General features: G+C 45.5%; 18 protein-coding genes. 2 read left to right on the top strand and 16 right to left on the bottom strand.

Annotated features, from left to right (window positions below):
• Nucleotides 1–37: 37 nt before the first annotated feature.
• From HMPREF1212_RS10200 to HMPREF1212_RS10185, 3 genes are all read right to left on the bottom strand, one after another.
• Nucleotides 38–664, bottom strand: a complete 627-nt coding sequence (locus tag HMPREF1212_RS10200) for a LysO family transporter (RefSeq protein ID WP_046147028.1) — start codon at nucleotides 662–664, stop codon at nucleotides 38–40.
• On the bottom strand, nucleotides 654–938 hold the full coding sequence (locus tag HMPREF1212_RS10195; protein WP_046147027.1) for a LysO family transporter: 285 nt from the start codon (nucleotides 936–938) through the stop codon (nucleotides 654–656). Before HMPREF1212_RS10195 ends, HMPREF1212_RS10200 begins: the two co-directional genes overlap by 11 nt.
• Nucleotides 939–1,316: 378 nt before the next feature.
• Nucleotides 1,317–3,689: a TonB-dependent receptor domain-containing protein gene (locus HMPREF1212_RS10185; RefSeq protein WP_046149283.1), complete on the bottom strand. Its 2,373-nt coding sequence runs from the start codon at nucleotides 3,687–3,689 to the stop codon at nucleotides 1,317–1,319.
• A gap of 254 nt (nucleotides 3,690–3,943) precedes the next feature.
• Between HMPREF1212_RS10185 and HMPREF1212_RS10180 the strand changes: the two genes are divergently transcribed.
• The gene (locus HMPREF1212_RS10180) at nucleotides 3,944–5,080 is read left to right on the top strand and encodes a GyrI-like domain-containing protein (protein ID WP_046150331.1); all 1,137 of its coding nucleotides are present in this window, start codon (nucleotides 3,944–3,946) and stop codon (nucleotides 5,078–5,080) included.
• Nucleotides 5,068–5,769: an epoxyqueuosine reductase gene (locus tag HMPREF1212_RS10175; protein WP_046149282.1), complete on the top strand. Its 702-nt coding sequence runs from the start codon at nucleotides 5,068–5,070 to the stop codon at nucleotides 5,767–5,769. Before HMPREF1212_RS10180 ends, HMPREF1212_RS10175 begins: the two co-directional genes overlap by 13 nt.
• A 105-nt stretch (nucleotides 5,770–5,874) precedes the next feature.
• Here the strand turns inward: HMPREF1212_RS10175 and HMPREF1212_RS10170 are convergent, their stop codons facing one another.
• From HMPREF1212_RS10170 to HMPREF1212_RS10110, 13 genes are all read right to left on the bottom strand, one after another.
• Entirely contained in the window at nucleotides 5,875–6,396 is a 522-nt protein-coding gene (locus tag HMPREF1212_RS10170; RefSeq protein ID WP_046149281.1) for a DapH/DapD/GlmU-related protein, read from the bottom strand.
• Nucleotides 6,397–6,411: 15 nt separating this feature from the next.
• The gene (locus tag HMPREF1212_RS10165; RefSeq protein ID WP_046149280.1) at nucleotides 6,412–6,972 is read right to left on the bottom strand and encodes a flavin reductase family protein; all 561 of its coding nucleotides are present in this window, start codon (nucleotides 6,970–6,972) and stop codon (nucleotides 6,412–6,414) included.
• Nucleotides 6,973–6,978: 6 nt separating this feature from the next.
• Complete coding sequence (locus tag HMPREF1212_RS10160) at nucleotides 6,979–7,515, bottom strand: flavodoxin (protein ID WP_046150330.1); 537 nt, start codon at nucleotides 7,513–7,515, stop codon at nucleotides 6,979–6,981.
• A 158-nt stretch (nucleotides 7,516–7,673) separates the two neighbouring features.
• The gene (locus tag HMPREF1212_RS10155) at nucleotides 7,674–8,159 is read right to left on the bottom strand and encodes a hypothetical protein (RefSeq protein WP_046149279.1); all 486 of its coding nucleotides are present in this window, start codon (nucleotides 8,157–8,159) and stop codon (nucleotides 7,674–7,676) included.
• Nucleotides 8,160–8,260: 101 nt separating this feature from the next.
• Complete coding sequence (locus HMPREF1212_RS10150; protein ID WP_046149278.1) at nucleotides 8,261–8,542, bottom strand: HU family DNA-binding protein; 282 nt, start codon at nucleotides 8,540–8,542, stop codon at nucleotides 8,261–8,263.
• Between the two features lie 36 nt (nucleotides 8,543–8,578).
• Nucleotides 8,579–11,641, bottom strand: coding sequence for a BACON domain-containing protein (locus HMPREF1212_RS10145; RefSeq protein WP_046149277.1), 3,063 nt, complete (start codon nucleotides 11,639–11,641; stop codon nucleotides 8,579–8,581).
• A gap of 27 nt (nucleotides 11,642–11,668) precedes the next feature.
• Nucleotides 11,669–12,841, bottom strand: coding sequence for a BF2992 family fimbrillin-A clan protein (locus HMPREF1212_RS10140; protein WP_046149276.1), 1,173 nt, complete (start codon nucleotides 12,839–12,841; stop codon nucleotides 11,669–11,671).
• Between the two features lie 48 nt (nucleotides 12,842–12,889).
• Nucleotides 12,890–13,999 carry a fimbrillin family protein gene (locus HMPREF1212_RS10135; RefSeq protein ID WP_046149275.1) on the bottom strand — a complete coding sequence of 370 codons (1,110 nt, stop codon included), beginning with the start codon at nucleotides 13,997–13,999 and terminating at the stop codon, nucleotides 12,890–12,892.
• Between the two features lie 25 nt (nucleotides 14,000–14,024).
• Entirely contained in the window at nucleotides 14,025–15,347 is a 1,323-nt protein-coding gene (locus tag HMPREF1212_RS10130) for a fimbrillin family protein (protein WP_198293261.1), read from the bottom strand.
• 43 nt (nucleotides 15,348–15,390) lie between these two features.
• The gene (locus HMPREF1212_RS10125) at nucleotides 15,391–16,365 is read right to left on the bottom strand and encodes a fimbrillin family protein (protein ID WP_046149274.1); all 975 of its coding nucleotides are present in this window, start codon (nucleotides 16,363–16,365) and stop codon (nucleotides 15,391–15,393) included.
• A 9-nt stretch (nucleotides 16,366–16,374) separates the two neighbouring features.
• Nucleotides 16,375–17,325, bottom strand: a complete 951-nt coding sequence (locus tag HMPREF1212_RS10120; protein ID WP_046150328.1) for a fimbrillin family protein — start codon at nucleotides 17,323–17,325, stop codon at nucleotides 16,375–16,377.
• Nucleotides 17,326–17,367: 42 nt separating this feature from the next.
• A complete protein-coding gene (locus HMPREF1212_RS10115; protein ID WP_046149273.1) occupies nucleotides 17,368–18,306 on the bottom strand; it encodes a DUF5119 domain-containing protein in 939 nt (312 codons plus the stop codon).
• Nucleotides 18,307–18,310: 4 nt separating this feature from the next.
• A complete protein-coding gene (locus HMPREF1212_RS10110; protein ID WP_046149272.1) occupies nucleotides 18,311–19,708 on the bottom strand; it encodes a DUF3575 domain-containing protein in 1,398 nt (465 codons plus the stop codon).
• Nucleotides 19,709–20,160: the final 452 nt, after the last annotated feature.

The raw sequence follows: 20,160 nt of genomic DNA, 5'->3' as shown, positions 1-20,160 counted from the left end.
TGACCACAAAGCTATAAATTATATCCCAAAATCAAAATCATAACTTACAAAACAACGATATCAATAGCGGAACGCTAATCTCCAGGATGATTCCATGAATAATAGCAATGGGGACAATCCCTTTTCCCGAATACCTGCTGATAACGGGCAGACAGACATCCATCGAGTTGATGCCGGCAACAGATACCGGAGCAAACTTCCCGAATAAAGAGGCATAAACCGGCGCACCGAATAAAGCCATCATCTCCCGGATAATATTAGCCAGTAAAGCAATAGTTCCCAACTGTGTGGCAATCTCTATTCCGGCAGAAGCCTCCTTGAACTGTACAATCAGCAACGACGATAAAGAATAGTAAGCAAATCCACTTCCAACCGCCATACAATCATATACATTCCAGGTCTTCAGCAGCACACTTGCTATCGCTGAGAAAAGCAATGTGCCTAATATCGTAAACAATGGCAGTAAAAGACTGGACAACCGTACGCTCCGCAGCATGGCTCCCATCTCTCCGTTAGAACCTATATTCAATCCGACCTGGATAATAAGCGCATACAATAACCATGTCGGTAATTTTGTACAATAGGCAGCCAGTTCCTCCCCCCCGAACATTCCACAAAGTATCCCTGCAAAAAAGCAACATATAACAATCAGATTACTTTTCATCACCGTCTCCTTTCTCTGATAAAAATTTATATGCAATATAAGAGGCCAACAGGCTTCCCAGTACACCGCAACCAGCCAGCAACGCCGCCTGCAAACCAAAATCACCAATATTATCCACTAAGGTTTTGTTTGCCCCGATAGTAATGCCGAAAACAAATAACATGGCGAATATGGTATAAGAGATTGTATTTTCCAATTTCCTTAAACTATGAGCACGACGGAACAGATAGCCCGCACCTGTCCCTATGCATAACAGGCATAAAACTATAAACATATGTATAATCAATTTAACACGGACGAATAAGGATTCTCCCGCGATACGTTATTAATAAAAATGAATGGTTATAAAAACTCCGGAAAGCTGATGCCGGAGAAGAAAGGAAATATTATTTAGATAAAACCACTGAACCAATGGACATGCACAACAGGAATACCACACGTCACGAGGGCATTCTGTTTCTTTATATCATTTATTGTATAAATTTTATTCATATTCAAATGCTTTGTCCAATTCGGGCGCAAAGATAAAAACAAAATTTCAATATACCAAATTGATACCCACAGCAGGTCTATAAAGCAGATTCTCATGTATCCGGCTATCAAAATGACAGGCCGGACACATGAGATTTTAGAATGAACAGGACTACCGATATTATTTTCCAAACCGGGAAGTATCCACCTTATCATGCTCTTTGCTCTTATACCCCCCGAATTTCCAGATGAAGGAAACAGTCAGGCAACGAGTATCGTCAATCTTAGTCAGGCGGCTGTATTGGTTTGCCTGATTAATTTCGATTTTATTAGGAAGATTGCTCCGGAAAATATTGTCACATTTCAGAAGAACCGTTGCCTTGTCATTGGCAAACTGCCATTTCAAACCGGCTGAAACATTATAGACAGAACCCAAATCGTAGATTCCCTGCACGGCTCCGGTGATATAATAACCGTTCAAATCCAGTTTCAGATTCGGACGTGACTTTGACAAAGTAAATGTATTATTCAGGAAGAACTGCCCTAGGTATTTACTATTATCAAAAGAAATATCATTAAAATGGTCCAGCTTCTGTTGCATCCGGATGCCCTGTGCCGTAAACTGGCTGTTCATGAATTCACCGATGCGGAACGGGATAACAGATCCTACTCCTGCAACCAGGTTATAATCCATATTCTCGTAACGGAACACATTCTTCAGTTCCGTTGAACTCTGATAAGGCAACTGGGCAAAATAATCCGGTTCATACTGGGCAAAAACCATGAAAGTATATTTTTGCTTCAGGATATAAAGCAACTGCCCCTGATAGGAACGGTAAGGCTTCAAAGCCGGATTACCCATTACTACGGAATAAGAGTTTAGAGGGGTAGCCTGCGGTGTAATCTCCCAATAAGACGGATATGTCTTATTGCTGTTCACGTTCAGCTGCAAAATATGCTGCGGTGTAAACAGATAACTCAACGAGGCATTCGGGAAGAAGGTCCAATCATTCCAAAGTGTCGATTTCTTGCCATTGGAAGTATAGTCCGATTTAAAATATTCTCCTTTCAAAGAAGCTGTTGCCGAGAAATGTTCTCCGAAATTTTTGGATACTTCGGCAAAGACATTGGCTGTATATTCTTTCTGCAAATTGTTTTCCAGTAAATCCGGGTCCGGTTCGTAACCATTCCCTTTATTATACAAATAATCGATATAGGTCTTTGAGGAAGTGTAACCACCGTGGACACCGTAATTCAGTGTCCACCCGGTGGCAAAAGTGTGTGTATGGTTGGCAAATAACGCCCATTGTGAAATATCCTGTTTGGAATTGTTCTGCATATCAGTCAGCGTTTCCTCTCCACGATTTTCCAGGAAATTCTGGAAAGAAGGCGAATGGTAGTTGGTAAAATCCATTCCGGCTGTAACACCGCTATGACCGTCATATTGTAAGCGGATATTGTGCAGAGTAATCTCATCTTCTCCGGTAGTCCGACTGAAACGCTCTTCTTCCGGGACAGAGTTTTCAGGTATAGAAAAGGAGGTATTGGCTGTCCGGTTCTTTTTCACCCTATTGCCTCCTAAGGAATAGGCTGCCGACAACTTATCTTCATTTTTGAATTTATAGTCCAGCCCCAATCGGATATCTCCGCTGTTTATATAACCGTTTCCTCGTCCGAATTGATGGATTTCCGTCACTCCTGTTTCCAAGGTATGCCTTGCCATAATATCTTCCCCCTCAAAATAACGTCCTTTATTACCATTCACCAGAAAGTCTATGGTCAGGTCAGGAGTCGAATACAACAAATTGGCATGTGCCTTGCCCGAAGCATAATGCTTTTGGAGATAATCGACACCAACTTCTCCCTGTAAGGCTGTGCCGTCAGTTGCCCCCTTGTCCAGAATCACATTGATTACTGCGCCTCTGATATTATATTTAGCGGGAGCGTTGTACATCACTTCTACATTTTTCACCCGTGAAGAAGGGATACTTTTCAGCATGGTTATCAGCTGGTCTACCGACATAGTTGTCAACTGCCCGTTCAGAATGATTTGCGGGGAACCGACTCCCAGTAACTGTATCTCATCCGAGCCGCCGATAATACCCGGCAATTGTTTTACAACTTCAAAAGCATTACTGACCGATTTATCTTTCATCAATTGGGGAACATCATATTTCAAAGCCCCGTTCTCTACTTTCACCTGCGGACGCTCCGCCTTAACAACCACGCCATCCAGCTCATAGTTTTTAGAAGTCAGCCGGACAGTTCCGGCATCTTCCCCGGATATCTCCAACTGAAATGGTTCATATAATAGATGTTGAAATAAAAGCCGGCATGTCTGTTCCCCCGCATGGTCCAGGTTAAAACTACCCAGACTGTCCGTTACCACCGCATCCACATAAACCGAATCCAATGTCTGGAGAACAACGGCTACGCCGTCAACCGGATTATTCTCCATATCCGTCACTCTCCCATGAATCAAACCATTCTGAGCCATCATCATCCCGTTACCACCAATCAGGATAAGTATCACATAGTAAAGTATTCTTTTCATATCCGTTTGCTTTATCAGTTCCTATACTGCAAAGAAAAGAGGTTATGTCAAGAAACTATGTTATCGTTGGCTTATGAAGTGTTATTTAGTCTTATCGCCCACTATCCCAACAAAGAAAAATCAGATAATAACACAGGTAACAGACTAATCTATAATTATTAAGGTATTCCCTGTTTTCTTTTAAAAGAAGGCTATTTATGGTAACCTTTAGTACAATCTATTGGTTAACTTTGTACCTGAATAATAAGATATTTATGAAAATCAATGCTGAAACAAAATATTGCCAGACGTGTGGAATACCTTTAGATATAGATTATACAAATCTTGAGGCAAACCAAAATGTGGAATATTGCGACTATTGTTTGCATAACGGGGTTAAACTCTATGATTTCTCAATGGATTATCTCATTTATCTTTGGGGGCTTTTCCCCGAAGAATATTATAAAGAGACAGGAGTTAATCTCACGTCGGAAGAGTTGAGAGCGGAAATGTCAAAACGACTTCCAAATATCAAAAGGTGGAAACAAAAGATCAATACGGCTCATGTGCAATATGATTTGATTATAAGAGTTCAGGAGTATATCAACCGCCATTTGTTTGATGACCTTGATTCCGACAAACTATCTCATGTTGCAGGTATCTCCAAATATTATTTTCGCAGGCTTTTCAAGGCAGTTTGTGGCGAAAATATTGGAATGTACATTCAACGACTGAGATTAGAGTACATTGCATTTAAGCTAATAACAACTGACGTAAGTGTCCCGGAACTTCTCGGTCAAATCAATTATCAGAACAAACATACATTTTCGAGGGCATTCAAGAGTTATTTTAATTGTTCCATTCCGGAATTTCGTAAAAAGCATTCAAAGGTCAATCCCGAAAGGAAGAATCCTATACGAATTGAGCCAAGTATTGAAAAAGTACCAGGTATTCGAATCGCATACTTAAAATTGGAAAGAACAAATAATGTCATCCATAGTTTCTCTGTTTTGTGGAAGCAGTTGCTACAATTTTCCGAAAAATATGAATTATCTTCAAAAGGATGTAAATACGTGAGTTTGACTCTCGATTATCCGTATATCACGCCAGAAGAACAAAACCGTTTTATGATTGGGGTAACATTGCCGCAATCATTTGAAGCTCCGAAAGGCTTTGGCGTTTATGAAATTCATACGGGAGAATATGCAATCTTTCGTTTCAAAGGGTTTTATCATGAATTAAATAAGGTATACCGCCATATTTACCTTGACTGGTTGCCGACAAGCGATTATACCCTGCGGGAACAATTCACCTTTGAGACTTACATCAACACTCCCGAAAAAACTCCGGCTTCGGAGCTTATAACAGATATTTATATCCCTATTACAAAAAAAGAGACATGCAATACTTAAACCAAGAGATAGAAAACAAATTAAAAAATCAAGGAGCAACACTGATACGCTTTGTCAATATATCGCATTTAGACGAAAAGCAAAACAGGCAACTCCCGACCGCCATTGTTTTTGCGCTCCCGCTAACCGCAGAATATGCTAAAATGGTATTTAATATTCCCGACTACGTACAAGCACGAATAGCGGATAATTACAATTTCGACGATGATGAATATTCGCAAACCGAACATAAAGCCGGAGAAATAGCAGACGAATTGGCCAAGTTCATCACCGGGAAGGGCTATAAAGCCATTTCGCAATCCGATACGGGATTATTAGCCGACGGCGTATTCGATTATGAAACAAAAGAATCAGTATTGCCCCATAAAACCGTTGCACTACTTGGCGGATTAGGATGGATTGGGAAAAACAATCTGCTAATTACTCCTGAATATGGCGCTGCACAATGTCTCGGTACCGTTTTAACTGATGCTCCACTGGAAACAGAATTGCATGAACCTCTATCTCCCAAATGCGGTAATTGCATTACCTGCGTCAATATCTGCGAGAGAAAAGTTCTTAAAGGTAAAGTTTGGAGTAGATCGGTTTCAAGAGATGAAATCGTTAACATACATGGATGTAGTACCTGTTTGAAATGCCTTGTGCATTGTCCCAGAACACAAACATATATAAAGAGGAATATTGTCTGAATCTCCACAAGCAACAAACGAGAGCTCACAAAAATAAAAACGGAAGAGAAATCAATCCCTTCCGTTTTTATTCTTATATTTTTCCATAACCAATAATCGGAAAATCTAAATCTTCCGAATTACTCTGGCGGGATTACCTGCCACAATCGTGTTCGGTTCTACATCGCTGGTCACAACACTACCCGCTCCTACAACACTATTCTCACCGATTATAACTCCCGGAAGGATCGTAGCCCCTGCTCCTATCCATGCCCTTCTACAAATATGTATCGGCTTACAAGTAATAATCGAGCGATTGTCAAGATCATGATTATTCGATATCAGTTGTACGTTGGCGGCTATCTGAGCATCATCATCAATCGTAATACCACCGGCAGACATCATCAGGCAACCATTCATTATAACGACATGGCGGCCAATCTTCACCTCATGGGGACGAACGACAGTAAGCGGAGTATTCACACGACTGCCTTCCCCCATATTCGGGAAAAGACGATGAAGCAGCTCATCATATTCGTCCGTCATCGGCATAGTATGGTTCAGGCGGAATACCAATTGTGCCTGTTCTTTTGCCAAAGCAAGTTCCGCCTCACTCTGGTGTGCGCAGTCTATTCTTATTTCTTTCATATATAATGCTACTCCTTATTTCAATCTCTTACCATCCGAAAAGGCATTGCCAACCTTTTTACCCACTTCCAGGTAATCGTTATTGAACGGGTCGAATATAATAGGAGACACTTTGGATACATCTACTTTTCCGTTTTCGTCGAGAACACGTTCGTCTACACTTACGTTTATTATCTCACCACGCAAAATACAGGTTTCAGGATTATAATCCTTCAATTTACATTCCAGCACAACGGATAATTCGTCGATCAACGGTGCATCCACAAACTCCGAACGAGTCGCATGGAAACCTGCACGAGCAAATTTATCCGAAACCTTATTACCGGAAACAATACCCACATAATCACAGGCTATCACCTGTCCGACCTCTGCCATACTCACGGTAAAAGCCTTACGCTTCAGTATATTGGCTGTCGTTTTATGTCCCTCACTAATACAAATACTAATTTCATGCATCTCGCTGATACCACCCCAAGCCGCATTCATAGCGTTGGGAGTACCGTTTTCATCATAAGCAGCGATAATAAACACCGGCTGCGAATAAGTAAAGGGCTTTGCCCCAAAATTCTTTCTCATAATAATTTATTTTTTAGTCCATTTCTTAATATCTTCCTTCGTCGCACCATTCAAAAGGCGGCCCTTTTGCCATTTCATATCAGGATAGGTTTCCTGCAACTCTTTTTCCGCATTAGAAATACTGCTGCTCCCCGATGTTGCAAACGGAATAATCACTTTGCCTGCAAAATCACCGCTTTCAATAAAAGTATTGATGATTCTCGGAGTTGAATTCCACCAAATAGGGAAACCTATATAAATGGTATCGTAATCTGCAAGATTTTCCGGTTTAGATTTTAATGCAGGACGTGATTTAGCATCTGACATCTCCACACTGCTACGTGAAGATTTATCATGCCAATCCAAATCAGCAGTGACGTATTCTTTTTCAGGTTGTATCTCGTAGAGCGTTCCACCTGTAACTTCTACAATCAACTTTGCTGCTTTCTCCGTTGTTCCTGTTGCCGAAAAATAAGCGACCAATGTCTTATCACTTTGCGTCTGTGCATTTATGGGGATACATAACATCATGATCACTACCATAATCATACCTTTAACCTTCATTACTGTCATATGTAATTCTTATTTTTATTGTTATGACACAAAATTACAGAATAGTATCCAATATAAAAGTATATAAATCACTGATTATCTAACCCAAATTACAGATCGTAAGCCGCCAGCATATACGATTGTATTATTATTTATTTTTCAATAGCTCTTCACCCTCCGCAAAAGTCAACTATAGTCATCTTCCCAGCCAACACCAGCACCTCTTCATAGGCAATCTCTCCTTTGCCGATATGCCCGGCCAGCGTACCGATCTTTCCGCAAATCTGAAAACAGATCAGAACAGACATTGCAATATGATTTATAGAGGTTTGCGCAGTCCGTTCAACGACTTCTGTCAAATGCAGCATACGGATAAACAAGACAGGAAAACGAAGGGGACAACGCAGACAGGCCATGACTGTTCTTTGTTGCATAAAGTCAACATAGGATTGACGATCATGGACGATGATCTCTTCAATAAATTCCTGATGTTTTTTAGGTAGAGTAGACCATACGGTAAATGCTAATTTGTAAATCTTTTCACGTAAACGGTTACGGCCTTCCTTCGACATTTTGTCAAGGCTACGGTTAAAATCCTTCGCATCAGGCACTTTCCCGTTGGGGAATAAAGCCTCTAATTTATTTTGTCTCTTCATGATATATCCAATAGGCGTTAATAATAATTGAGGGGAATTGAAAAAACAGAAGCAAGTGGAGACACATAATAGCTAAAAACATCTGTGTCTCCACCTGCTTTCTATTTGGATGAATTCAAATCCCTAAGTAAAAACTTTCCGGGTTTGAACTTGACACTCGTACGTGCCGGTATTGCACAAGAGATACCAGTATGGGGATTACGGCCGATACGCTCTTTTTGAGACCACGGAGTAAAAGTTCCGAAACCTTGAAGCATAACAGGATTATCCTGTTTCATTGCTTCTGTTAACACTACCTGAAAGGCTTTCATAAATTCACGTGACTGCTGCTGCGAAATATTCATCTCCACAGCCAGTTTGCTGATAAAATCTGCTTTGTTCATAATTACATCTATTTTTATGGATTAACTTAAAGTCTTCTATTTTTCACGAACGCAACGAACAGGATATAGATTTTTATCTCCAGTTGTACCACTGGTATTAAATTTACCTGTTTGAAAATAGATTACCGAACGTACACTAAAATAAGGCTTTCCAACCGAACTACTCCAATAAGGAACCACCACATTTTGTGCATTTCTAACTCCCATTCCATCCCCAAATGTATATGTCGCTGCTTCATCGTCAGTTGCATCAAAGTTACTTCCCCTGCATATATCCCATATTGCATATAACTCAATCATTGTCGGAATACGCCAACCCTCTCCCTTATCTGTACAAACTTTTATTGCAGCAGCAGTGTACATATTAAGACTTTTACTCTGTGTTGCTTCAACCTCTATAGTATAAGAAGCATCTACCTGATAAGTATCAGAATTACCTTTGTAGTCCCCTCCATAGGAACCATTCACATCATAATTACCTCCATCATAATAAAAAGGAGGTGCTCTCACACCTGCATTATAATTATCGTAATATTTTTTATATGAATCTGCAACCGCCTGATCTATCGTTATCGTATTCAACCCACTGGCTTGTTTAACCGTCACCGTATCTGAATGATTCCCCCCTGTTACAGCAATGATAAAATCCGCTGAACGTTCTCCGCCTTCGTTTGCCAGGGCACTAAATGTTACGGTGTGGGAAGTACTTGTTAATTCTCCGCTAGTTGCCACAGTAGTTATAGCTTCATCTCCCGTTTTTGCTCTCGTTAATTCCCATGATAAGCCTAATGTTCCTATGATTGTCGCTTCAGCGGAAGAGGCAGTATTTGGTAATTCAATCGTTCGCGGTTCCACCTTAAACGTCGAAGCATTCTGTAATACCGACGTCTTCTTTGCCATGTTTCCGGCTACTACTGATATCTGCCCCTCTCGTATTTCCTTATTTTTATTCACGCTATTAGTTTTATATTCAAAGGTTTGTTTTGTTCCAGTTACCGAACCAGCTGTTTCACCGGTAAAAGTCAGCCAATTCGGATAAGTAACAGTGTAGGAAAGGCCTTTCGTTGCCGTAAAAGCGACAGAACCCGAAGCCTCCGCTGTCGGCTCCAAGGATGTGGAAATTTCTTCAACCACTAATGAAGAGGCTTTCTGGTTCACGGTTATATTACCCGTCGGCCCTTTGGATTCATCTCCCACACGGACTGTTATTGTACCCGTACGTTCCTTGGAATTGGGATTGACAGGAACATTAAAAACAACATTTTGAGGATTTGTCGTCGTCTGACCCGTCGTTTGACCAGTCAGACCAAGCCAGTTATCAGCTTCCGACACTGCTATTTTCCACGGTAAATAAGGAGTTGCTGTAAACTGTAAAGATGCATCGGTCGCTCCCTCCGCACTTACCTCTATCGGTTGGGTGGGACAAGTGACCGTGGAAGCAGCCTGGGATACGGATATTTCTTTTTTCAGATCGTTATATGTTGAACTGCCGACCGATTGACCTCCTTCTACCGTTATGCAGCCCGTGCGTACTGCTGCATACGGGTTACTGGAAGATGCTTTGACTATTAAACTTTGGGTTTCCCCTGTGGCTTCAACACCGCTGGTTGCCGGATTGCCTGAAGCCCAACTCAGCCAACCGTCGGATAAAACAGCGCGCCAGTTCAACCCTTTTGTGACAGTAAATGAAGATTGACCTTCCGAACCGGAAGCAGCATCCAACGAAATGGCGTTACCCACCTCCAATGTCGATCCTTCCTGTACGATCTCGATATTTTGTTCCTTACCGGTTACGTCCATCTTAAAAGGAAATGATCGCGGCTCGGCTGTCGGATTGGCTGTTTCTGCCTTGAAAACAATCTTTGCAGGACCCTGATGATCTATCCTGGCTCCATATCCAGCCTGGATTGTGTTATCGATCAGTGCCGACAACCAATCCGGCAGTTTGATGCTCCACTGCTCTCCCGGGCGGGCAGTGATCTGCAACTCGGTCGTGCCGCCTTTACCCGCAGGCATCGGTTGCAAGCCACCGGTATCGATCGGCGGGATTGTCCCCACCGTGATGCGTTGGTCGGTGACGTCTATTCCCTTCAACGTCACACTTATAGTATAATAATGGTTGCGTTTGATATTGTAATCATTCATATCCTTACTGCCCGGAAAGAAACGGAAGGTGACGTTTTCGTAAGTGACACCGCCCTGTACAGCCATTCCCGTCAGTTCTATGCAAGTGGCATTGCTTACTCCCCAGCCTGTTTTCTCCTTTTCCGACGTGGAGGCATTTTCACCGGTTACTTCCCCTGCCCTGTTTTCAGGAAGATACCAGTGCATCGTCGCACCGTTGGCATCAGCTTCTCCGGTATATTCCCCATACATTACATCGGTTAATTGAGTTGTCATTTCTTCCATGCGCATTTTATCCGGCACTGATTTCAACTTTACTGAGGAAGGCTTGAAACTAAAACCGTCTCCACCGATCAAATAGCTAAACGAAATCTTTGCCACCGTCCGGATCATATCGACACCTATGCTCTCCACACCGTTATCCCGGATCACACCCGACCACATTCCCGTCATACCGCACAAACGATTCTCTGGTAATCCTTCTGCGGTCGAAGCATACGTAAATACATGCTCTTTCAATGCCGTTTCCGTAGCGATCTCACCCAAATCGTCGCAATTGGCAACAAACCAGACATGGTGCGTGGCTCCTCCACTCTCTTTCAGTTTCAGGTTCACCGTCATTCCGACCATAGGCGAAATGTAATGGCTGAATACCCGATTACCTGATGCATCATACTGCCCGACCCATAGTTGGGAGATCATACTCTCATCCCCTTCTGTCAAGGCGGTTGGCGATTTGGTTGCGACCGAATCCGTCATACCGGGCGCAACCGAGTCGATTTCGAACGTTCCTTCCGGGGTAAAAGTGATGCTGCGTGTTTGCAGGGAGCGGTTAGCCAGCACGTTCAGGTTAAAAACGGCTTCCACCTCTTTCGCCGGATGAGGCGGCAAATCTTTTTCCTCCACCTCCGTCCGCGTACAACTCACCGCCAGCAGCAACCACACCCACAATCCGGTTTTACTGATTCGTTTCATTACTTTTCGTTTTAATTGTTTCAATTATTATCCTCCTCCGACATCCGCATCGCTCCACTCTATTTTTGTCCATTTCGCCACCGTGATCGTCGTTCCGATCCCCTCCTGGATATCCGGGTCGGGATAAGAACCGCCGGGGGGAGCACCTACCTCGCCGTCGGAAAAGGAAATGGCATTCCAGGCTATTATTTTCAGATTCAGACAGCTCTCGTCATTCTTTACTTCCAGGGTGAATACATACCGCTTACCCGCATCGAAAGTGATCGATTTATCTATGGTCGCTTTCAGGGAGGCTGTTTCATGATTCCTTTGTACATTGATTTCCACTCCGAAAGGACGCTCGTTTTTGGGTAGGACGATGCCCGTCGTTTTATTCAAGCCCATACCATCCGGATCGGAACCCGCTTCCACTGCGAAAAATTCCCAGCTTTCAAACACTACGGTCGCCTCCGCTTTATTCTCTCCACCCGTCGGAAAGATTCCCGTATCCTCCCCCGCTATCAAACTCGCACCGGATACGGAGATATGACTCAGTTCCAGCCTGGTTCCGTATAGCTCATCGAATGGAAGCGCATTCTTCGGTGAAGGGGCGACATTGAACACCAAAAGGGCGCATTGCCTGCGGAAAGTTTCCAGCGTGACCACACGCGAAGAACGCGAAACGGTCACCCCACGGGCAAAAGAGGTCATCACATCCTCCTTATGCGGGATTGCCGTCACCACATACCTCCCTTCCGCATCTTTTACCAGCCGACGCGCCGGTGAGACGACATAGAAATCGTAAACGCCTCCACGCACCACCGGATCGGCGGCATCTCCCGGCTGACGCACTCCCGCATCATCCACCAGACAAGGCGACAAAGAACCGTCCTTTTCCACCACATAGATCGCTTCAAACGATGGTTGCGCAGTAGAGAAAGAAACCTCGGCTGTTGCCGTCCCCTCCTCACCGCGCAGGTAACCGTAGATGCGTACCGTAGCCCCTTCGGGCAGCGGGGTTGCAGATGCCGCAGGAACGGCAGCCTCCTCCCCCGCACGGCTCAGAAGGATCGGGGTTCCCAGGTCCGGTTTACTGAAACGAAGTTCCACCAGACGGCTCTCTTCCCGCACGACATCTTCCACAGTCCCTGCCGTGCATCCGGCCAGCAAACCACCGACCAGCAGAACAATCAGATATAACTGTATTCGATCCCGTTTCATTTCGATTTCCTTTGTGTTCTAATTCTTTGTTTCAATAAGTGACAAGACTCACTCCATCGGTACGTCATACGCCCCGCCGTCGTTCCAGGCCGCCACTTTCACTTCTGCCAACTCTATGCCCTGCGGCTGCATGCGGAGGTTGTAGGTATAGTTGTATCCCTTTTTCCAGTCGGCTGTAAAGGTGCCGGGGCCTTCACCCGTTCCGGACGGTTTCATCGTAAAAGTACGGCCGTCGTCGAACGTCAGTTCCAATGTCACATTCACGCCACTGACCGGGATCACCAACCCGAAGGCCTGCACCGGGACGTTCGTCGTCGTCTCTCCCGACTCCCCGCCTACTGCACGCGTATCGCCTCCGGCGCTAAAGACCAGTTGGTCGATGGCTGTCAGCGTCCCTTCCACCTCACCCGTTGCCAGGTTCAGCTTGGCGGACGTGCATTTTTTTAACTCCCCATTACTTTTGAGCACCACCTTTTCAACATAGCAACCGGCAAAAGCCGAGCCCTCTTCCAGTACCCGGAAGCTCACCTTCGAGAGCGCATGCTGCATCTCGAGCGATACTTCCGGATGCCAACGGTCTACCTGCGCCACGGCCGTGCAATACAGGTAATCCTCCTGGTCGATTTCCCACTGCACATCGGTGACGGCATTCACAAGAGTACTACCGTCATTGAAGTAGAATTTCTGTTTATCCAACACCTTTACCCCACTCATCAAAGGAGCTTTCGGAGTGCCCGTGAGTGAAACACTCTTTTCGGCAGGCACATAGCCGTAGACCGTTCCTTTTTCCGTATACAGTAGGAGCGATTCCTCCCCTTCCGCAGGTTCCCACAAAGGGATGCCCGCAACCGCATTCCAGACAAATTGCTGGCTACGGATACTGCTGTTGTACAAACTTACCGTACCGCTGCCGCTCTCTTTCGTGACACATACCCCTACAGCAGTCAACGGGTTCGGATTTCTATCCCCCTCTCCCGGACCGCCCGTGACGATGCTTCTCGATTCCACCTCTATCCACATGCCCAGGTTCTTCACACGAAAAGGAACACCCTCTTCCGCTTCGCCACCACCAGGCCCCGGCGAAACGATATCCGCCTCTGTGCAGGCAGCACACAGGAACAAAAACACAGGTACTAAACGGTATAAGAATGGTTTCATGGGATTTGTCTTTTTAATTAATGAATTACAATGAAATATCCGGTTGTTCGTCTTCCACCCAATCTTCCACCGTTACATCCATCACCGTCAGTTTATTACGGCCGGCAGAGAAGGTATAGATGCAGTTAGTGCCTGCAATCCATTCATGAGCCGGCAGGGTGACAGTATATTCAACTGCCGTATTTACACCTTCCTGAAGAGTGATGACCACATCTATTTCGTCTTCTCCGAAACTGGTGACCGGATAAACCATGGTACTGACCTTTTTGGATACCAACTGTCCGTTGACGGTCGATTTATTCTCGATAAAGGCTTTATCACTTTGTTCTCCTTCTTTGATCTGTTTCATCAAGATGTAGTTTGTGATACTACGGGTCAGGGTACCGGTTGTCGTGTTTTCGCTTATTGTTCCGTCTGACAGCAACATCTTGCCATTTCCGGTCTTGATGTAATTATTGGAACTCCCATCATGATTCTTTATCACGAACTTTGTAAATTTCACATCATTACTACTCAGATTACCGCCGTCGTACACGCGGAAGGAAACCATCGCCATCGCATGCTTCATATCCAGGTTGATCAGATAACCGGGATTATTGGCATCGGTATTTTTCGGACCTTGCTCCGGATCAAAAGGTGTCTGATTTTTGGCACGACCGTTATTGACATAACGGCCGCCTCCTTCAGCCGCAAAATACAGGTAATCTTTTTCGCCCACATCAGACAGGTTTATCGCCTTGTTTGCCGCGCTATTCGTACCCCATGAGTTATTACTACTACTCCAGATTTTATTCGCATTATTTGTCGCAGCATCTATACTACCGCTAGCCAATACGCTTACCGGGATTTTAAGACTGCCTTCACCCGAAATATTTAATAGGCTACTTAGTGCATTTTCATCAAACGGATAATAGGCATACACCTTTCCTACCATTTCCGTCAGATAGTAAGGTTTTTCATTTTTGGGGTCATAACCGCTACCTTTGCTTTCGATCGAAATCCAGTTAGCCCCTTTAGCATCTCCTATATACCATACATGATGACCCGTATAGCCCGAGCTCGATGCATCGGGAGAATACCAGCCGGTTGCATCCGAGTTGGTCACCACTACTCCCAGACCGGGAGCCGTGTTATAATCCGTATAGGTAATCGTACTGCCGCTCACCACCGATTTCGTTGTCGATTTCATTCCGGCATCCACCTTCAGATTGGGGTTGATACCCAGTGCCACCTGGCCGTCACCGCCACCCGGTTCTGGCTCTATTCCTGTCTCTGTTTCCGAACAGCTCACCGCTGTCACAAGGGCTATCAACATGGCCCACTTTGTCGTGATCGTTTTCATTTTCATTCGTTTTAAAAGTTTTATTTCCTGTTTATTTATTCGTATTTTATCATATCGGCATCTCCCCTTGTTCATCCTCCATCCACGCTTCCACACTGACATGCGTGGTTTGTATGTTGCTTGCTCCGATAAAAAAGAGTGAGACGATATGGCTTTTGCCGATTTCAAAACCGCCCTCTATACGGACAAAGACGTTCGAGAGGGTTTCTTTCAGGTTGCCATTGCCGTCTTTCGTTGTCGTGATCCGAAGATGAAGCGGATGATCCGCCGTCCCGTCCTCCGGGAATGCCGGAAGAAGGAGATAGCCTTGTGCCTCGGGAGGCGATCCGTCGGACGCTACCTGCGGGATTAGCAGACCGGCAATATCCTGCACCGGGAGATTCTTTATATCTTCCGCCACAGATATATCCGCCAGACGGGGCGGTTCCGCTGACAAATCCAGTTCCTGACGGGTATGTACATCTGCTGCTTCGATCGTTTGTATCGTTCCCCATGCATCGGCTCGGTCACTGTAACAGACCAAGCGGACCTGAGTCAGCAAATGACGGAACGTACAGGTCGTCACCGGAACATAGCCGTTTCCCTCGAGGATTCCCGTTGCCATGATATCCGTCGTTCCGTCTATGCGGAAGATTACTTTGTCCGTTCCTGCATCGGTTGTCGGCTCCCCCTCCGCCGGATAATAACCGTGCAGGCGGATATGACGGCCATCCGCCGGGTACGACTGCGACTGGGCAAATACAATCGGACGGTTCCCCCTTCCACCCTGACGCACAGCCTCGTGTACAGCCCACCCACTGTATGCACCCATTGAAACCGCCGATTCATCCTGACGGGCAAAGCTAACCTTCAGATCCTGTTCATAGCCCGAGCCGATTATCCCGCGCGTCGACGCTCCGATCGAACCTTCCAGGCAAACCGCCGTTTCGGGGAGCAACTCCGGAACAGGATCGCTGTCTGAACAGGCGGCGAGGCCCGGAAGGATAGCGACTGATGCTAATACTATGACTTTAAGGTTATTCATCTCTGAAAATTACTCTCCGGGGGTTACTATTGTACTGCCGCCATTACCCGGCTGCCACGGGGCGATACCGGATTCTACCGCTATTTTACCGTCCTCCGTAAAGGTGAGTGTGATCAGATGCGAATAGCCTGCTTTCACTCCTTCACCGATATTCGAGACTGTGACATTCAGGGTTTTCGCATTCCCATCATATGTTCCTTTCACTTCCAGAGAGACAGGCAGACTCTCCGTTCCCATATTGGCCGTCGGGTAAAGCAGCAGATAACCGGTTGGCGGAGTTTCGGCATCTAAAGCAGAGATCATAGAAGGACAGTTCTTAACTGTCAGTGTCTGGTCGGCCGTACCCGTGGCCGTTAGTTTAGCTCCGCTTGTTTTATCCAGCGACAGTTTCAATCCCGTGGCTACATTTTTTACTTTAATGGAAGCGACCGCCGTCCATTTGCTGATCGCACCGGCTGAACCCACGCACTTGAACTGCAACTGGGTTAGCAGGTGGCTGAAAGTAAAAGCCTCGAACTTATCGACCAACGAACCGGTCTGCACACCTGTCGCCATGATGTCCTCGTCGCCCGTTATAGTGTAAGTGACGCTGGCGGGGTTGACGGTTCCGCTCGGTTCCTTGCGGGGATAATAACCAATCAGGACAGACTCTCCCTCTTCCGCCAGATAGGTTTGTTCCGGCTCAAAAGTCAGCGCCGTATTACCCGTACCACCTGTACGGACTGCGTCGATAGAGGTCCACGCAGCACCCGTTGCACCGGGGTTATCCAAACGGGCAAACGATACTTCCAGGTCATTCGTATAACCACCGCCGATCACCGCACGGGTAGCCTCAGCTATTCCGGCATTCACCTCTATTGCTTCAGCCGCTCCATCCGTCACCGGCTCTTCCATGTCGGTGCAACCTCCTACCAGAATAGCCACCGACAGACTCATAATAAATAATTTCCATCTTTCCATATTATACCAGTGTTTTATCATTACTATTGTTTTCATTTCGTTTCAGGGAGTAACCACACCCGAACCGCCGCTGCCCGGTTTCCACTCCTTCAGCATGATCGTCAAACCGGACATTTCATCATAGCGGACAACCAGGTCTAGTATCACATGTGTCGTAACTCCGACGGTGAATGCCTCTTTCACCTCCTCGGTGATATCCGTGGATGAAGTGATTTCCTTTCCGTCTGCCAGTGTCATCGTTAGGATCAGGTCGACCATTTCACCGCTTTCCTCACCCGAAGACAATCCAAACAGGTTCAAGGTAGATGTATAAATGCCAGGTCCGGTCTCTTCCGGCTCGAACGTCATAAAGGCCCGCGTATCGAACAGCGGCTTGCCCGAAGGTATATGAACCCGTGACGAAACACCGGTCAACCTTCCCGACAAGACCGCCGGAACGACATCTCCCTTTTCCCCTCCTGTGACTTTTATATTCATTTCTAATGTACGGACAAGTTTTACCGCAAACAATTCCTTTGCCACAACTTCTCTGCCGCCCACCTCGATCAGGTCTAAACCTGCCCCGTACAGATTACCCGGACAGGCTATCTGCACCGATGAAGATTTTAAGGAAGAAAGCCGCTGCGCTCTTCCGCAGGCTTCCTTATAACCCTTCTCCATTTCAAGCGTGACACCCGTACACCCCCTGTTACAGACAGCTACCCGGTAACAACCCGAAGGCAATGTACCTTCATACCCCGAAACGTCCCCCGTACGGATAATCGGACTATCCGAACCTTCCGGATAGAAATACCACGTCATATTCTCCGGGCAACCACTGTCAGGGCGACGAAGCAGTAAACGTACTTTTCCGTTCTTCTCCCAATCCTCGTCCGTCATACGGTATGCGCAAGACAAGACCGCCACAATCCATACGGCATATATCATCCAACCCACCAGTTGCTTTATACGATATTTCTTATTTCTTTTATTCCTTTCCATCTTCCTATCTGATTTGAAAACAGTACGACAAACTGATCCGAAGTCCCAACATAAATCCCGTCGAGGCAAAACGGGTTTCCAAATAATTCCGGTCATCCGGCGCGTCATAACGGTATTTCTTCCCGTCGAAGACCGAACGGTAACCGGCACGTACACTCAGCCCCATCCCCAAACCTCCGGCCAGGGAGAAACGATACCCCATCGACAGGCCTGCCGACCAGAAACAGCCCGTCCGGCCGTAAAGTATATCCTCAGACCTATCGATCGCGTTGCCACGTACATCGAAGTCACCATACTCGGCAAACACCCCGGTATGCAGGCCGGTAAACCTTCCCGAAGGGGACAGCCAGACTCTTGATTCAAGGGATATTTCAGAGACAGACCAGCTATCGCGCGTCTTGTCTTTATAGGCAAAGTCGGAATACATGCCCGACAAAACCAGTGACCAACGACCGGCAAAGCTGCACTCCACTTCCAGATTAGGCATGAATGCGCCTGTTTCTATTTTCGTCTCACCCGTTCCCAGACGGATTGAAGGAACTACGCTAAACCAGGGAAGAAGATTTGTTTCAATGGCCAGATATACAGGGCTGTGCTCGACCGGAATTGTTTTCCCCGGATCAACAATCTTCCCGGCTCTCTCTTCATGCTTTGTAACTACCCGTACCGTTTCCTTTGTTGTAACGGTCGTTGCCAGATTGACAGCCGGAAGTTCCGGTTCACCTCTCCTCTTTCTCAAAGTATCTACCACCGATGCCAGCCGGTAATCTTCCAGTTCCGTCCGGTCGAAAAGCGGATCGTCTATACGGTACACTTCACGATCGTAGCCGCCTGTCTCTCCACGACGGTACAGGTCGACATAAGGTACGGCACCATATCGGTCGATCGCCGCTTTTATCGCAACCGGATAACGACTCTCACTGTAATGGATCGAGGTATTGGCAAACCACGGAAGCGGTTTATACACCTCATACACATGCACCCGGTCACGATAACTACCGCTACGGTCAATATAAAAAGCAACACATTCATGAGGGATATCGAAACGGGTTTTCAGGTAGGAACGGATACGGTTCGCACGAAGGGAAGCTTCGTTGATCACCTGCTCTTCTTCACCACTATAGGCATCCACATGCGAAATGATTAAAAGGTGGGAGTTACCTTTCTGCAGACGGTTACGGGAGGCATCCAGGAGTCGTCCCATCCGCTCCAGCTGGTAGGCATTATCGCCATAATCTGCCAAGAACATATCGCTGTTCTCTTTAAAAGAAAATAAAAAGGACTCCGCCTTATGATAAGTCGTTGTCTGCGCAGTCACACCTGTTTTTAGCAAACAGTAAACCAGCAACAAAAAAATTCCTTTCAATGGGAAGTGGCAATATGGTATTTTTATCCTATACATATTATATCAATACTAGCTTCTGATTATCAGATCAACCTATAAAAAACACCTTATTTATATAATAAGGGGAAAGGATAAAAAGCACCTCGGTTTTAAGGGGGATTTAATGAGTTTTGCCCCTGGGATATTTTGGATTGATGTCTTATTTCAATATTTTGTGGAGTAAAAACATGTAAAAATGATAACAGTTTTTTTCAAACGGATATTAATAAGACAGCAGTCTTCACCCGCCTTATGTCTTATTCTTTGAAAATTATGATTTAAAGGTCACAAGCAGGAAACTAGGTTAATTAATACAAATTCTATATGTTTTTTTTAGGATTTTACCCAAAAGCTTTGTTTTTCCATAAGATTCTTCCTATGTTTGCAGAGCATTCAAACTCTTTTGCGAAATCCACAAGTTGTAAAGGCTTGGATATGAAACAAAAAGAGAGGAAATTACCTTATTATAT

The organism is Parabacteroides sp. HGS0025 (assembly GCF_000969845.1).
Lineage (GTDB): Bacteria > Bacteroidota > Bacteroidia > Bacteroidales > Tannerellaceae > Parabacteroides > Parabacteroides gordonii.
The sequence above is the reverse complement of the archived record's forward strand: the minus strand, read 5'-3'. Positions and strand labels throughout refer to the sequence as shown.